This is a genomic window from Zemynaea arenosa, from assembly GCF_004614185.1.
GTDB classification, from domain to species: domain Bacteria; phylum Pseudomonadota; class Gammaproteobacteria; order Burkholderiales; family Burkholderiaceae_D; genus Telluria; species Telluria arenosa.
This window is the reverse complement of the sequence record NZ_SPVF01000076.1, coordinates 13,422-27,531: the sequence shown is the minus strand read 5'-3', so window position 1 is coordinate 27,531 and position 14,110 is coordinate 13,422. Positions and strand designations below refer to the sequence as shown.

Genomic DNA, 14,110 nt, shown 5'->3' with positions numbered 1-14,110 from the left:
CTCCATGGACGCTGTTCTCAATTTCACCCGACTGCAGGACTTGATCGACCAGGGCGCACTTAGGGCTAAGCGCGTGTTCATCCGCGCGGACCTGAACGTGCCGCAGGATGACGCAGGCAACATCACCGAAGACACCCGCATTCGCGCTTCCGTCCCGGCCATCAAGGCCGCGCTGGACGCCGGCGCCGCCGTGATGGTGACCTCGCACCTGGGCCGTCCGACCGAGGGCGAATTCAAGCCGGAAGATTCGCTGGCCCCCGTCGCCAAGCGCCTCGCCGAGCTGCTCGGCCGCGACGTGCCGCTCAAGCAGAACTGGGTCGATGGCGTCGACGTGCAGCCCGGCCAGGTGGTCCTGCTGGAAAACTGCCGCGTCAACAAGGGCGAGAAGAAGAACTCCGATGAACTGGCCGAAAAAATGGCCAAGCTGTGCGACGTCTACGTGAACGACGCCTTTGGCACCGCGCACCGCGCGGAAGCCACCACCCACGGCATCGCCAAGTACGCCCCGGTGGTTGCGGCAGGCCCGCTGCTGGCCGCGGAGCTGGACGCCCTTGGCAAGGCCCTCGGCCAGCCGGCGCGCCCGCTGCTGGCCATCGTGGCCGGCTCCAAGGTCTCGACCAAGCTGTCGATCCTCAAGTCTCTCGCGGGCAAGGTGGACAACCTGATCGTCGGCGGCGGCATCGCCAACACCTTCATGAAGGCGCAGGGCCTCAACATCGGCAAGTCGCTGGCCGAAGGTGAGCTGCTCGGCGAAGCGAAGCAGATCATCGACATGATGGCCGCCCGCGGCGCGCAGGTGCCGATCCCGGTCGATGTGGTGTGCGCCAAGGAGTTCTCGCCGACCGCGCAGGCCACCATCAAGGACGTGCAGGACGTGGCGGACGACGACATGATCCTCGACATCGGCCCCAGGACCGCACAGACGCTCGCCGCGCAGATCGCAGCCGCCGGCACCATCGTCTGGAACGGCCCGGTGGGCGTGTTCGAGTTCGACCAGTTCGGCGAAGGCACCAAGACGCTGGCGCTGGCCATCGCCGACTCGAAGGCCTTCTCGATCGCCGGTGGCGGCGACACCCTGGCCGCGATCGCGAAGTACGGCATCTCCGAGAACATCGGCTATATCTCGACGGGCGGCGGCGCCTTCCTCGAATTCCTGGAAGGGAAAACGCTGCCGGCGGTGGAGATCCTGCTCCAGCGCAGCGCGGCCAAGTAAGCACCCGCAGCACAAGCGCAGCCCCGGCTGCGCTTTTTGGTTTTTATCAGTTTCAAGCTCGTCCATAACACCCAAGGAAGACCCTATGCACCGCGGTACCAAGATCGTTGCCACCATCGGCCCAGCGTCCACCGACTTCGACATCCTCGTGCGCATGATCCGCGCCGGTGTCGACGTGGTGCGCCTGAACTTCTCGCACGGGAAGCCGCAGGACCACATCGACCGCGCCAACCTGGTGCGCCGCGCTGCCACCGAATGCGGGCGCGAAGTGGCGATCATGGCGGACATGCAGGGCCCGAAGATCCGCGTCGGTAAATTCGAAGAGGGCAAGGTCTTCCTCGAAAACGGTGCGAAGTTCATCCTGGACGCCAAGTGGGGCGAGAACGGCGAACTGGGTAACATCGACCGCGTGGGCCTGGACTACAAGGCCCTGCCGCAGGACGTGCGCCCCGGCGACAAGCTGCTGCTCAACGACGGCCTGCTGGTCCTTATCGTGGACAAGGTGGTGGGCTCGGAAGTCCACACCACCGTGCGCGTGGGCGGTGAGCTCTCCAACAACAAGGGCATCAACCGCCAGGGCGGCGGCCTGACCGCGCCGGCCCTCACGGCCAAGGACATGGAAGACATCAAGGTCGCCATGAGCTTCTGCGCCGACTACCTGGCCATCTCCTTCCCGAAAAGCGCCACCGACATGGAAATGGCGCGCCAGCTGGCCAACATCGCGGGCGAACCGTATGGCCACAAGCCGCTGATGATCGCGAAGATCGAGCGCGCCGAAGCGATTCCGGCGCTGCAGGAGATCCTCGACGCGTCCGACGGCATCATGGTGGCGCGCGGCGACCTGGCCGTGGAAGTGGGCAATGCCGCCGTGCCGGCGCTGCAGAAGCGCATGATCCGCCTGGCGCGCGAACAGAACAAACTCGCCATCACTGCGACCCAGATGATGGAATCGATGATCGTCAACGCCGTGCCGACCCGCGCCGAAGTGTCTGACGTTGCCAACGCCGTGCTGGATGGTACCGACGCCGTGATGACGTCGGCCGAGACGGCGAGCGGCAAATACCCGGTGGAGACGGTCGAGATGATGGCCGCCATCTGTCAGGAGGCCGAACAATCTGAATACATGAAGCTGGACGCGGATTTCCTGAATATCCAGTTCACCCGCATCGACCAGTCGATCGCTTATGGCGCGCTGTTCACCGCGCACCACCTGCGCGTGAAGGCCATCGTGGCGCTGACCGAATCCGGTTCCACGCCGCTGTGGATGAGCCGTCACAGCATCGACACCCCGATCTACGCACTCACCCCGAGCAAGACCACGCAGCGCAAGGCTTCGCTGTACCGCAACGTGCGCTCGTACCACCTGCTGCAGGAGGGCGGCAGCCACGCCGTCCTGCGCCAGGCCGAGGAACTGCTGATGGCCCAGGGCGTCGTCAAGAAAGGCGACATGATCGTGGTCACGTGGGGCTCCCCGATGGGGCAGGCGGGCAGCACCAACGCGCTCAAGATCGTGCGCGTGGGCGAGTTCGACTGACGGGGCGCGCCGGCACAGATTTTTCTATTGTTTGGAGACCTACCATGGCACTCGTATCATTGCGTCAGCTGCTGGACCACGCCGCCGAAAACGGCTACGGACTTCCCGCATTTAACGTCAACAACCTGGAGCAGGTATCGGCCATCATGGCGGCCGCCGACGCGCTCAACGCGCCGGTGATCATGCAGGCCTCGGCCGGCGCGCGCAAGTACGCGGGCGAAGCTTTCCTGCGCCACCTGATCGAAGCCGCTGTCGAAGCCTACCCGCACATCCCGGTCGTCATGCACCAGGACCACGGCCAGTCGCCCGCCGTGTGCATGGCCGCGATCCGCTCCGGTTTCTCCTCGGTGATGATGGACGGCTCGCTGCAGGCCGACGGCAAGAGCGTCGCCTCGTACGAATACAACGTCGCGGTGTCCAAGGAAGTGGTCAAGTTCTCGCACGCGATCGGCGTCACCGTCGAAGCGGAGCTGGGCGTCCTCGGTTCGCTGGAGACCATGAAGGGCGACAAGGAAGACGGCCATGGCGCGGAGGGCACCATGACCCGCGAGCAGCTGCTGACGGACGTGAACCAGGCCGCCGACTTCGTGGCCCAGACCCAGTGCGACGCGCTGGCGATCGCGATCGGCACTTCGCACGGCGCCTACAAGTTCTCGCGCAAGCCGACCGGCGACATCCTCGCGATCGACCGCATCAAGGAAATCCACGCGCGCATCCCCAACACGCACCTGGTCATGCACGGTTCGTCCTCGGTGCCGCAGGAGCTGCTGGCCGAGATCCGCGAATTCGGCGGCGACATGAAGGAGACCTACGGCGTGCCGGTGGAAGAGATCCAGGAAGGCATCCGCCACGGCGTCCGCAAGATCAACATCGACACCGACATCCGCCTGGCGATGACCGGCGCGATCCGCCGCTACATGTTCGAGAACCCGTCCAAGTTCGACCCGCGCGACTATCTCAAACCCGCGCGCGAAGCGGCGATGAAGATCTGCAAGGCGCGTTTCCAGGCGTTTGGCTGCGAAGGCATGGCCTCGAAGATCAATCCGCTCCCGCTGGAGAAGATGGCGGAACGCTACGCAAAAGGCGAGCTTGCCCAGATCGTGAAGTAAAATAATGCGCCCTTCGGGGCGCTTTTCGTTTATGAGCACTGAATATCGAGGTTCCTGCCTGTGCGGCGCGGTCCATTGGGAGATCCGTGGCCCCATCGCCCGCACCAGCCGCTGCTGGTGCACCATGTGCCAGAAGCAGCACGGCGCGGCGTACGCGCCCTACGCCAACGCGGCGCGCGCGGATTTCGTCATCACCCAGGGTGAGGACGCGCTGGCGCACTACGCGTCGTCGCCGGGCGTGGACCGCAGCTTCTGCAAGGTGTGCGGATCGAACATCGGCTGGACCACCACCGAGGCCGCGGACCGCATCGCGGTCGCGATGGGCACTTTCGATACGCCCTACGAAGGCTTGGTCACGCGCGACTTGCACCTGGATACGAAGCCGGCCTGGATTCCCTAAAAACTAAGGATTGATGATGTCTGCGTCTGGAGTACTTGAAACGAACCTGAAATCGCTGCCCTTCCTGCATCGCGGGAAGGTGCGCGACATCTACGCCGTAGGCGAGGACAAGCTGCTGGTCATCCAGACCGACCGCCTGTCCGCCTTCGACGTGATTCTCGAAGATCCGATCCCCAACAAGGGCAAGATCCTCACCGCGATGTCGAACTTCTGGTTCCGCAAATTCGCTGACCTGATGCCGAACCACGAAACCGGGATCGATCCGGTGAGCGTGGTGGCGCCGGAAGAGCGCGCGCAGGTCGAAGGCCGCGCCATCGTGGTCAAGAAGTTCAAGCCGCTGGGCATCGAAGCCATCGTGCGCGGCTACCTGATCGGCTCCGGCTGGAAGGACTACCAGCAGACCGGGAACCTGTGCGGCATCGAGCTCCCGGCCGGCCTGCAGGAAGCGCAGCAGCTGCCGCAGGTGCTGTTCACGCCGTCCACCAAGGCCCCGGCGGGCCAGCATGACGAGAATATCTCGTTCGAAGAAGCACAGAAGATCGTCGGCGCGGACGTGGCCACCCAGGTGCGCGACTACGCGATCAAGCTGTATTCCGAGGCTGCCGCGTATGCGAAAGAGCGCGGCATCATCATCGCCGACACCAAGTTCGAGTTCGGGCAGGACGCGGACGGCAAGGTGTATTTGATCGACGAGATCCTGACGCCGGATTCCTCGCGCTTCTGGCCTGTGGAGAGCTACCAGGTCGGCATGTCGCCGCCGTCGTACGACAAGCAGTTCGTGCGCGACTACCTGGAGACGCTGAAGGACTGGAACAAGAAGGCGCCGTCGCCGCGCATTCCGGCCGAGATCATCGCGCGCACCAAGGCCAAGTACCTGGAAGCCGTCGAGCGCCTGACCGGAGAGAAGCTGGATGTCTGATCAGAGCAAACCGGTGGTTGGCGTCGTGATGGGCTCTTCGTCCGACTGGGACGTGATGCAGCATGCGGTCGCCATCCTCAAGGAATTTGGCGTGGCGTATGAGGCGCGAGTGGTGTCCGCACACCGCATGCCGGACGAGATGTTCGCGTATGCCGAAGCCGCTCGTGGCCGCGGCCTGCGCGCCATCATCGCCGGCGCCGGCGGTGCGGCGCATCTGCCGGGGATGATCGCAGCGAAGACCATTGTGCCGGTGCTCGGCGTGCCGGTCCCGTCGCGCTACCTGCGCGGCGAGGACTCGCTGCTGTCCATCGTGCAGATGCCGAAGGGCGTGCCGGTATCGACCTTCGCGATCGGCGAGGCCGGTGCCGCCAACGCCGCGCTCACCGCCGTCGCCATGCTGGCCGCCACCGACGACGCGATGGCCGCCAAGCTGGAAGACTTCCGCAGCAAACAAACCGCCGCCGCCAAGGCCATGACCTTGCCAGGTTAAATCAGCATGACAGATTCGCAGTACCCACCAATTCTCCCCGCCGCAAAGAAAGCCGCCTGGCTCGGCGTGATGGGCGGCGGCCAGCTAGGCCGCATGTTCGCCCAGGCCGCACAAGCCATGGGCTACAAGGTCGTGGTCCTGGAGCCGTCGCGCGACTGCCCAGCAGGCCAGGTCGCCGAGCGCATGATCGACGCCGGCTACAGCGAAGGTGCCGCCCTGGCCGAACTGGCCGCGCAGTGCAAGGCCGTGACCACCGAATTCGAGAACGTCCCCGCGGACAGCATGGAGTACCTCGGCACCCGCACTTTCGTGGCGCCGAACGCGCATTGCGTCTCGATCGCCCAAGACCGCATCGCCGAAAAGCGCTTCTTCGTCGAATCGGCGCCGCTGTCAGGCGTCATGCCTGCCCCGCACAAGGTGATCGCCTCGAACGACGATATCGATGCCATCGAAGACCAGCTCCTGCCCGGCATCCTGAAGACCGTCCGCATGGGCTACGACGGCAAGGGCCAGGTGCGCGTGCGCACCCGCGACGACGTGCGTGCCGCCTTCGCCGAGATGGGCCAGGTCACCTGCCTGCTCGAGAAGATGCTGCCGCTGGCCTACGAAGTTTCTGTGCTGACGGCACGGGGCGCCGACGGCAGCTCGGTGGTTTACCCGATCGCCGAGAACGTGCACCGCGACGGCATCCTGTTCACCACCACCGTCCCCGGCCCGAACGTGAGCGCGGAGTGCGCGCAAAAAGCGCAGGACGCCGCGCGCGCCATCGTGCAGCAGCTGGGCTACGTGGGTGTGCTGTGCATCGAATTCTTTGTGCTCACCGACGGCTCGCTGGTCGTCAACGAGATGGCACCGCGCCCGCACAACAGCGGCCATTACACCATCGACGCCTGCGTGACCAGCCAGTTCGCGCAGCAGGTCCGCGCCATGGCGCGCCTGCCGCTGGGCGACGTGCGCCAGCATTCGCCCGCCGTCATGCTCAACATCCTCGGCGACGTGTGGTTCGAGGAAGGTGCCGACAAGCCGCGCGAACCCGCGTGGGACCTCGTGCTGGCGCTGCCCGGGGCCAACCTGCACCTGTACGGCAAGGACGACCCGCGCCGCGGCCGCAAGATGGGCCACGTGACCTTCGTCGCGCCCACGCTGGCGGAAGCCCAGGCACAGCTCAACGCGGCCTGCGCCATCCTGCACATCGCCGCACCGGTATGAGCACGCAGCCGATCGACCAGGCGGCCATCGACGCCGCCGCTCGCCTGCTCGAACAGGGCGAGCTGGTGGCGCTGCCCACCGAGACCGTGTACGGCCTCGGTGCGGACGCCGAGAACCCGCAAGCGGTTGCAAAGATCTACGCCGCGAAGGGCCGCCCGCAGGACCACCCGGTGATCGTGCACATCGCCCCCGAGGGCAAGCTCGAACACTGGGCCACGGACATTCCCCCGCAGGCCCACCAGCTGGCCGCGGCCTTCTGGCCCGGCCCCCTGACCATGATCCTCAAGCGCGCCCCGGGCATTCCGGATGCCGTCAGCGGCGGCCAGGACACGGTCGGCGTGCGCTGCCCCTCGCACCCGGTGGCGATCGCGCTGCTGCGTGCTTTCAAAAAAGGGCAGGGCGGCGTGGCCGCACCCTCGGCCAACAAGTTCGGCGCCGTCAGCCCCACCACCGCCCAGCATGTGCGCGACGAATTCGGCGCGGACGGCACGGTCGCCCTGATCCTGGAAGGCGGCCAGTCCGAGGTCGGCATCGAATCCACCATCGTCGACATGTCCCGCCTCGCCACCCATGGCCCGGTGCTGCTGCGCCCCGGCCACATCGGCGCGGAAGCCATCGCCGCCGTCATCGACATGCTGCCGGTGGCGCCGGATGCCGCCGCCCCGCGCGCCTCCGGCACCCTGGAATCGCACTACGCGCCGCATACGCCGGTGGCGATGCAGGACACCGAGACCCTGCGCCAGACGCTTCAGACTTTCCAGCAGCAGAACCGTCAGACCGCGCTGATTCACTATTCGGACTTTGCTCACGCAGGCCCGGCGATCCGCCTGCCCGCGCAGCCCGAGGGCTTCGCCCATGCGTTGTATGCGTCACTGCGCGCGATGGACAACGCCGGGGCCGATGTTATCCTCGTCGAGTCACCGCCGCGCACGGATGCCTGGCTCGGAGTGAACGACCGCCTGCGGCGGGCCGCTCACGGTTCCACCGGCATCGTCCACGGCCTGCTCAATCACACCGCGCCCAGCGCGCCGCCCAGTTCATAGGAGACTGCCATGCGCCACCTGCCACCGCTCATCCTGTCCTTGTTCCTGGTTGCCTGCGGTGGAGGGGGCAACGGGCATTCCGGCGGCGCGACCGCGCCCGAGCCCCCGGTCACCGTCACGCGCGGCGCGCTGGTCGGCAGCGCCGTCAATGTGCCGCTGACCGTCAACGGCACGGCACAGGCCAAGGTCGAACCTGCGGCCTTCGAGAGCTACCTGGAAGGGCTGCAGGGCGGCACCACGCAGATCACGGGCAAGCCCAAATGCGCGCTGTCCATCTACCGCATCAAGTACCAGACCGTCGGTGCCGCCAATGAGAACACGGACGGCACCGCCGCCGTGATGGTCCCGTCCGGCACTGCGCCGCAATGCTCCGGCCCGCGCCCGGTCCTGCTGTACGCCCACGGCACCTCGGTCGAAAAGGCCTTCGACATGGCGAGCCTGAATACCTGGAACGAAGCGCGCGTGGTGGCCGCCATGTTCGCGGCCCAGGGCTACCTGGTGGTGGCACCCAACTACACCGGCTATGGTGGCTCGTCGCTGGCCTACCATCCTTACCTGGTGGCTGACGCACAGGCCAACGACATGGTGGACGCCCTGCGCGCCGCGCGCACGGCCTTCGCGCCGATCGGCGCCAGTGCTTCCACCAAGCTGTTCGTCACCGGCTACTCGCAGGGCGGGCACGTGGCTGTCGCCACCGAACGTGCGATGCAGCAGAACTTCGCAAGCGAATTCAAGGTGACCGCGCTGGCTGGCCTGTCCGGCCCGTACGCGCTGGAATGGATGGGGGACCGCATCTTCGGCGGCGCACCGACCTTCGGCATCAGCTACTTCCTGCCGCTGCTGACATCGGGCGCGCAGCACGCGGGCGCCAAGGTCTACAACGTGTCGGCCAGCGAGATCTACGAAGACCCCTACGCCAACGGCATCGACGCGCTGCTGCCCGGCACGCGCACGTTGTCCGAGCTGTACGGCAGCGGCAAGCTGCCAGTGCAGACGCTGTTCGCCGCCGACTCGCAGCCGCAGGCGGCGGGCTACGGCCAGTTCTTCGGCACCGGCAACCTGGTGCGCAGTTCCTACCGCACGTCCTACCTGGCCGACCTGCAGGCCAACCCCTGCGACACCAGCCTGACGCAGCCGCTGGCCTGCAGCCCCGGCAATGCGCTGCGCAAGTTCACGCGCGCCAACGACCTGCGCACCTTTGTGCCCACGGTGCCGACGCTGCTGTGCGGCGGGGAGAACGACCCGACCGTGCCGTACGAGAACACCAACCGCCTGTCTAGCTACTTCCGCAACAGCGCGATGGACGGAGCCCTGCTGACCCAGGTGAATATCGACGACCATCCGGCTTTGAACGACCCGTACCGGAACCCGAAACTGGCCTTCCTGGCCGCCAAGGAAGCGCTGCGCATCCAGGCCCAGCAGGCGGGCCAGCTGGCCGACCAGGCGGTACAGCAGAACTACCACGCGGGGCTGGTCCCGCCCTTCTGCATCATGGTCGCGCGGGACTACTTCGACAGCAAATAACGGCCCCGGACTTATGACTGTTGTCTTGACGACTATCAAAATACGTTTGACGAAACTTTTACTCTATACAAGGTGTGAGAAGACTGGCATATTAGTAGGAAAGCGAATAGCACGGGCGTTCGTTAACAACAAGTTCGTTTTCCAGGAGACATAATGCGTCAAACCAAATTCGTGCTGGCCGCACTCGCGGCAGCCGTTCTGACGGCTTGCGGCGGTGGTAGCAGCCAGGATGCCGGAGACCAGACCCTCAAGACCAAATTCACGAACCAGGTGACCTTCGGCGATTCGCTGGCCGACGTCGGCACGTATGCGGTGGGCCCGGTGAAAGCGGCGGGCGGTGGCAAATTCACGATCAATGGCACGGGCTCCGACCCGGCCCTGTCCGGCAAGATCTGGACTGAATACACGGCCGCCCAGTTCGGCCTGCCGGCGGACTGCCCGGCTCAGCAAGGCCTGAACGGCACCGGCGCGTTCGCCGTCCCGGTGGTCAACAACGCCAGCTGCTTCAACTACGCCCAAGGCGGCGCGCGCGTCACCAACCCGGTGGGCCCGCACAACCGCCTGACCGGCGACCCGATCGGCGCGCTGACCGTGCCGGTGGTCACCCAGATCCAGAACCACCTGGCCAAGGTGGGCGGCAAGTTCTCCGGCACCGAAGTGGTGATGGTGATGGCCGGTGGTAACGACGAACTGATGCTGCTGGGCCAGCTGTCCGCCGCCGCGACCGCGGCCGGCACCGCCGCTGGCACCGCGGCCGGCAACCAGGCTTTCGCCACCGGTCTCGTGACGCAGTTCGCCGCCAAGACCCCGAACCCGGCCACCGGCGCGCAAGCCATCGGCCAGGCGGTCCAGACCGCTGCTGCGGCCGGCAAGACCCAGACCGAAATTGTGACTGCCGCCATCGGCGCCGCGATCGGCGCGGGTGCCGATCCGTCGCTGGCGACTCCGGCCGTGTACGGTCCGATCGTCGCGAAAGTGACCGCGGACGCCCAGGCGGCCGGCGCTGCCGCCGGTGCCAAGGCCGGCGCGGACTACGCCGCCGCCCACGGCCCGGAAAACGTGCCGCTGATGGCGCAAGCCGGGACCGAACTGGCCAACCTGGTCAAGACCCAGATCATCGGCAAGGGCGCCAACTACGTGGTGGTGAACAACCTGCCGGACGTGTCGATCTCGCCGTCGGCCAAGGCCAAGGACGCGGGCACCCAGGCCCTGATCAAGGCGATGGCGCAAGCCTTCAACGCCGCGCTGAAGGCCGGCCTGTCGGGCGAGACCAAGGTCCTGTACGTCGACCTGTTCACCCTGTCGGATGACCAGTCCGTCAACCCGGGCCCGTACGGCCTGACCAACGTGACCACCCCGGCTTGCGGCCACAACGCCTTCGGCGATAGCTCGATGGGTTGCAACCAGACCAATCTGATCTCCGGTGATGTCAGCCACTACCTGTTTGCCGACGACGTGCATCCGACTCCGTACGAGCACTCGCTGATCGCGCGGTACGTCGCAGAGCAAATGGTCGTCAAGGGCTGGCTGTAATTCGATGCGGGCGGTGCGCTGCGGCGCGCCGCACCCCAATAAGAACCTGGAGATAACATGAAAGTCATGAAAGCAAACGCATTGATCAAGCTGGTGGCCGTGACCGCCGCGCTGGTGGCCGCCTCCGGCGCCCAGGCGCAAAGCGCCGGCCAGTGGACCCTGAAGGCCGGCGTCAACAAACTGACCCCGAAAGTGGAAAGCGGCAACGTAACCGCGCCGGCGCTGCCGAATTCCAAGGCCGACATCAGCGGCGACACCGAACCTATCCTGGTGGTCACCTATGGCATCACCGACAACATCTCGGTCGAGACCGCGCTCGGCCTGCCGTACAAGCACGAGATTTTCGGCGCCGACGCGATCGCCGGCACCGGCAAGCTGGGCGAAGTGCAGGCCCTGCCGCCGACCCTGTTCGCGCAATACCGCTTCTTCGATCCGAAATCGATGGTGCGTCCGTACGTGGGCGCCGGTCTGACCTACGCCTGGTTCCGCAAGACCACCGGCTCGGGCGCGCTGACCGCCCTGACCAACGTGGGCGGCCCGCCGACCACCTTCGAGATCGATAACAAGTTCACCGGCACCGCGCAGCTTGGCGTGGCCGTGAACTTCAGCGAGCGCTGGTTTGCTGACCTGGGCGTGACCAAGACCTGGCTGAAGACCAAGGTCCACTTCTCCAGCGGCCAGACCCAGGACATGAAGCTGGACCCGGTGGGCGTGAACTTCGGCATCGGCTACAAGTTCTAAGCCTCGCCTGAGGCTCAGAGCAGGGCGGCGCACCGCAAGGTGCCCGCCCTTTTTCATGTGCGGTCTGCTTTGACGTTTTCAAAGCGGATCGGGTTGTTCGTCCCCAAGCCTCGGTAGTTCCCGAGGTCGAACAATAGAGCGTTTTCTTTTTCGAAAGGACGCTTTATGAAACGTTCGACGCTGGTCACTCTACTTGCTGGGGTAGCGCTCATGAATAGCGTTTGCGCCATTGCGCGCGCTGGTACGGTTCCATTTCACCTCCTACCAATTCAAGCCAGTGGGCGGACTCTACAAGTCTGCGTACCAATCGAGCAAAGCAAAGTACCGCTATGCCGGCACGCGCAATTGCCGCCTCGTTTTGGATCGATTGCACGGTCCGCCACGGTGCGTCCGCCGTCGCCACCGACTTTGGCAGATAACCTACGCGCCGGCGCTGATGTCGACGATTCGCCCGACCTTCCCGCTAACACCTCACTATCGCTTCTGATCGAAGACGACGGCCGGACTGCAGATGTATGTGCATTCGACGGAACAGTGTTCCGCTGTGCTCGCATCGGCGCAACCATCCCTAGAGGAGTGACTATTGATGCTTGGTCCCTGCCAGGTCATTACATGGCTCTGACGTTCACGCGTACACGAGGCGTGCCTGGGGCACCCGATTCAAAAGGGCGTGGAGCTCTTCGGTTCCAAGCAGCTTTGAACCTTGCAACGAAAGCCATACGACGAGCTATGCTGGCTCAGCATGCTTCTACGCCGCAGCCCGAATCGCCGATAGATGAGGACAATCTGTGGGACCCTGCGGGTGACGATAGCAGTCCGGGCGGCGGTGGAGATATTCCGGTCATTGAAATTCACGCCCCTGCACCGGTTCCAAGCGACGTCGGCGATATACCTGCTTTTTCCACGAGCTCCTTGGTTGATCTCAGCATCGAGGTCATTCCGGAGCTTCCTCCCAACGTCTCGAACGAAGAACTCGCCGCCGCTCCTAATCCATGTGTGGTCAGTCCCATCGTCACGGTGTGCGTCCGGGGCGAACGGCCACCGCCGCCGGTGGTTGAGCAGCTGCCCCGCGGTCCGCGGCCTTGGTTCCCTCAGAGTTGGTGTAACTGGGCTGGCATTTTCTGTAGCGACGGACAAGATCCCCCTGACAATGATCGGGGGCCTAACAGCGAAACCAGTGGTAAGACGAAAGCAGAGCTCGACGAAATCTGTGTCAGAAATAATCGAGTTGATATCGATGTGTGTAAGGTCAGATACCCCCCAAAATACCAATACCGTGAGTACAAAGTCTGCGAAGGCATTGCAAACGAAAAGATGTATGCGTGTTTTCGCACTGCAGACAGGTTGACGGACTATGGCGCTCATCCGGCACCCTGATTGAAAAACCGGTCGGCTTGGCTTACTGTTCGGGTCGGCGCAAGACGGAGCTCTTCAAAATGAAAGAACCAAAATTGACCCTAGGACTGACCGAACGCGATGGCGAGCCGGTCGTATTGATCTCCCGTGCTGACGGTCTGATCCTCAATTGGATCGATAACGGGCTCGCCCAGCTGGCGGGATACGGCTATAGGGGGGCCTGCGACTACATTGGAGAAGCGGTGTTGCGGATGTTGGCTATCGCTCACCCGCAGACCTTCGCCGGATTTCCGGCGCTGACGCCCGCTCTGGAGCCTGCTCTGAGTCCTGGCGAACTTATCTCATCGCTACATCGTCAATCGCTGGAGGACCGGACTAGCCGCTACGTCGGCGCCATCGATGCACTCGTCGAGCGGCACAAAGAAGCCTTGGCCCACACCAGTGTGCCGGAGCAATGGCCGACGTTTCGCGAGCATCTTTTGCGGACGTACCCAGACTGATTGGCGGTGCTTGTGCGAAAGGTATCGGGTTGGGGGCGGCGCACCGCAGGGTGCCCGCCCTTTTTCTTTGCGTGCGCCATGGCGCGGCGCGTGCGCCTATCCTGCGTTCACCCAACCATGTGGAGGAGCGCACCATGCTGAGCGATAAGGATGCGGTGGCGATGCTGGCGGTGAAGGATGTGGCCGCGGCGGCGCGGTTCTATGAGGGCGTGCTCGGGTTCGAGCGCCAGGCGACGCTGGGGGACATGGTGGCCGTGTACCGCAGCGGCGGCACCCGCTTCAACGTTTACAAGTCGGAGTACGCGGGTACCAATCGGGCCACCGCCATGGTATGGAGCGTGGGCGCGCCCGAAGAGGTCGAAAAAATCGCCGCGGACCTGAAGGCGCGCGGCGTGCGGTTCGAACACTACGATCTGCCGGCCCTGACGCGCGAAGGCGACGTCTACAGCGCGGCCGGCATGAAGACCGCGTGGTTCAAGGACCCGGACGGCAACGTGCTCAGCATCGTGAGCGGCTGAGCAGCGCCGCCGGTCAAATCA

Annotated in this window: 14 protein-coding genes; all 14 read left to right on the top strand. The window is 64.9% G+C overall.

Annotation, left to right across the window (positions count from 1 at the left end; genetic code table 11):
- The first annotated feature begins 4 nt into the window (after positions 1-4).
- Positions 5-1,213, top strand: a complete 1,209-nt coding sequence (locus E4L96_RS05220; protein ID WP_135206162.1) for a phosphoglycerate kinase — start codon at positions 5-7, stop codon at positions 1,211-1,213.
- Positions 1,214-1,298: 85 nt separating this feature from the next.
- On the top strand, positions 1,299-2,747 hold the full coding sequence (pyk, locus tag E4L96_RS05215; protein ID WP_135206161.1) for a pyruvate kinase: 1,449 nt from the start codon (positions 1,299-1,301) through the stop codon (positions 2,745-2,747).
- Positions 2,748-2,791: 44 nt separating this feature from the next.
- The gene (fba, locus tag E4L96_RS05210; protein WP_135206160.1) at positions 2,792-3,856 is read left to right on the top strand and encodes a class II fructose-bisphosphate aldolase; all 1,065 of its coding nucleotides are present in this window, start codon (positions 2,792-2,794) and stop codon (positions 3,854-3,856) included.
- A gap of 31 nt (positions 3,857-3,887) precedes the next feature.
- Positions 3,888-4,256: a GFA family protein gene (locus tag E4L96_RS05205; protein WP_167758606.1), complete on the top strand. Its 369-nt coding sequence runs from the start codon at positions 3,888-3,890 to the stop codon at positions 4,254-4,256.
- Positions 4,257-4,272: 16 nt separating this feature from the next.
- On the top strand, positions 4,273-5,175 hold the full coding sequence (locus tag E4L96_RS05200; protein ID WP_135206158.1) for a phosphoribosylaminoimidazolesuccinocarboxamide synthase: 903 nt from the start codon (positions 4,273-4,275) through the stop codon (positions 5,173-5,175).
- Positions 5,168-5,665, top strand: coding sequence for a 5-(carboxyamino)imidazole ribonucleotide mutase (gene purE / locus E4L96_RS05195; RefSeq protein WP_135206157.1), 498 nt, complete (start codon positions 5,168-5,170; stop codon positions 5,663-5,665). Before E4L96_RS05200 ends, purE begins: the two co-directional genes overlap by 8 nt.
- Before the next feature lie 6 nt (positions 5,666-5,671).
- Positions 5,672-6,874 (top strand): 5-(carboxyamino)imidazole ribonucleotide synthase, encoded by a 1,203-nt coding sequence (locus tag E4L96_RS05190; RefSeq protein ID WP_135206156.1) that lies wholly within the window; start codon positions 5,672-5,674, stop codon positions 6,872-6,874.
- A complete protein-coding gene (locus E4L96_RS05185) occupies positions 6,871-7,917 on the top strand; it encodes an L-threonylcarbamoyladenylate synthase (RefSeq protein ID WP_135206155.1) in 1,047 nt (348 codons plus the stop codon). Before E4L96_RS05190 ends, E4L96_RS05185 begins: the two co-directional genes overlap by 4 nt.
- Positions 7,918-7,926: 9 nt before the next feature.
- Positions 7,927-9,441: an alpha/beta hydrolase gene (locus E4L96_RS05180; RefSeq protein ID WP_135206154.1), complete on the top strand. Its 1,515-nt coding sequence runs from the start codon at positions 7,927-7,929 to the stop codon at positions 9,439-9,441.
- A 153-nt stretch (positions 9,442-9,594) separates the two neighbouring features.
- Positions 9,595-10,974 carry an SGNH/GDSL hydrolase family protein gene (locus tag E4L96_RS05175; RefSeq protein WP_135206153.1) on the top strand — a complete coding sequence of 460 codons (1,380 nt, stop codon included), beginning with the start codon at positions 9,595-9,597 and terminating at the stop codon, positions 10,972-10,974.
- A 57-nt stretch (positions 10,975-11,031) separates the two neighbouring features.
- Positions 11,032-11,715 carry an OmpW/AlkL family protein gene (locus E4L96_RS05170; RefSeq protein ID WP_135206152.1) on the top strand — a complete coding sequence of 228 codons (684 nt, stop codon included), beginning with the start codon at positions 11,032-11,034 and terminating at the stop codon, positions 11,713-11,715.
- A gap of 729 nt (positions 11,716-12,444) precedes the next feature.
- Positions 12,445-13,092 carry a hypothetical protein gene (locus E4L96_RS05165; RefSeq protein ID WP_135206151.1) on the top strand — a complete coding sequence of 216 codons (648 nt, stop codon included), beginning with the start codon at positions 12,445-12,447 and terminating at the stop codon, positions 13,090-13,092.
- Positions 13,093-13,151: 59 nt separating this feature from the next.
- Complete coding sequence (locus E4L96_RS05160) at positions 13,152-13,571, top strand: hypothetical protein (protein WP_135206150.1); 420 nt, start codon at positions 13,152-13,154, stop codon at positions 13,569-13,571.
- 134 nt (positions 13,572-13,705) lie between these two features.
- Positions 13,706-14,089: a VOC family protein gene (locus E4L96_RS05155; protein WP_135206149.1), complete on the top strand. Its 384-nt coding sequence runs from the start codon at positions 13,706-13,708 to the stop codon at positions 14,087-14,089.
- Positions 14,090-14,110: the final 21 nt, after the last annotated feature.

What these genes read in the sequence shown, in the direction of transcription:
- E4L96_RS05220 (WP_135206162.1), top strand. Translation starts at nt 5, where the DNA reads ATGGACGCTGTTCTCAATTTCACCCGACTGCAGGACTTGATCGACCAG.
- pyk (WP_135206161.1), top strand. Translation starts at nt 1,299, where the DNA reads ATGCACCGCGGTACCAAGATCGTTGCCACCATCGGCCCAGCGTCCACC.
- fba (WP_135206160.1), top strand. Translation starts at nt 2,792, where the DNA reads ATGGCACTCGTATCATTGCGTCAGCTGCTGGACCACGCCGCCGAAAAC.
- E4L96_RS05205 (WP_167758606.1), top strand. Translation starts at nt 3,888, where the DNA reads ATGAGCACTGAATATCGAGGTTCCTGCCTGTGCGGCGCGGTCCATTGG.
- E4L96_RS05200 (WP_135206158.1), top strand. Translation starts at nt 4,273, where the DNA reads ATGTCTGCGTCTGGAGTACTTGAAACGAACCTGAAATCGCTGCCCTTC.
- purE (WP_135206157.1), top strand. Translation starts at nt 5,168, where the DNA reads ATGTCTGATCAGAGCAAACCGGTGGTTGGCGTCGTGATGGGCTCTTCG.
- E4L96_RS05190 (WP_135206156.1), top strand. Translation starts at nt 5,672, where the DNA reads ATGACAGATTCGCAGTACCCACCAATTCTCCCCGCCGCAAAGAAAGCC.
- E4L96_RS05185 (WP_135206155.1), top strand. Translation starts at nt 6,871, where the DNA reads ATGAGCACGCAGCCGATCGACCAGGCGGCCATCGACGCCGCCGCTCGC.
- E4L96_RS05180 (WP_135206154.1), top strand. Translation starts at nt 7,927, where the DNA reads ATGCGCCACCTGCCACCGCTCATCCTGTCCTTGTTCCTGGTTGCCTGC.
- E4L96_RS05175 (WP_135206153.1), top strand. Translation starts at nt 9,595, where the DNA reads ATGCGTCAAACCAAATTCGTGCTGGCCGCACTCGCGGCAGCCGTTCTG.
- E4L96_RS05170 (WP_135206152.1), top strand. Translation starts at nt 11,032, where the DNA reads ATGAAAGTCATGAAAGCAAACGCATTGATCAAGCTGGTGGCCGTGACC.
- E4L96_RS05165 (WP_135206151.1), top strand. Translation starts at nt 12,445, where the DNA reads ATGCTGGCTCAGCATGCTTCTACGCCGCAGCCCGAATCGCCGATAGAT.
- E4L96_RS05160 (WP_135206150.1), top strand. Translation starts at nt 13,152, where the DNA reads ATGAAAGAACCAAAATTGACCCTAGGACTGACCGAACGCGATGGCGAG.
- E4L96_RS05155 (WP_135206149.1), top strand. Translation starts at nt 13,706, where the DNA reads ATGCTGAGCGATAAGGATGCGGTGGCGATGCTGGCGGTGAAGGATGTG.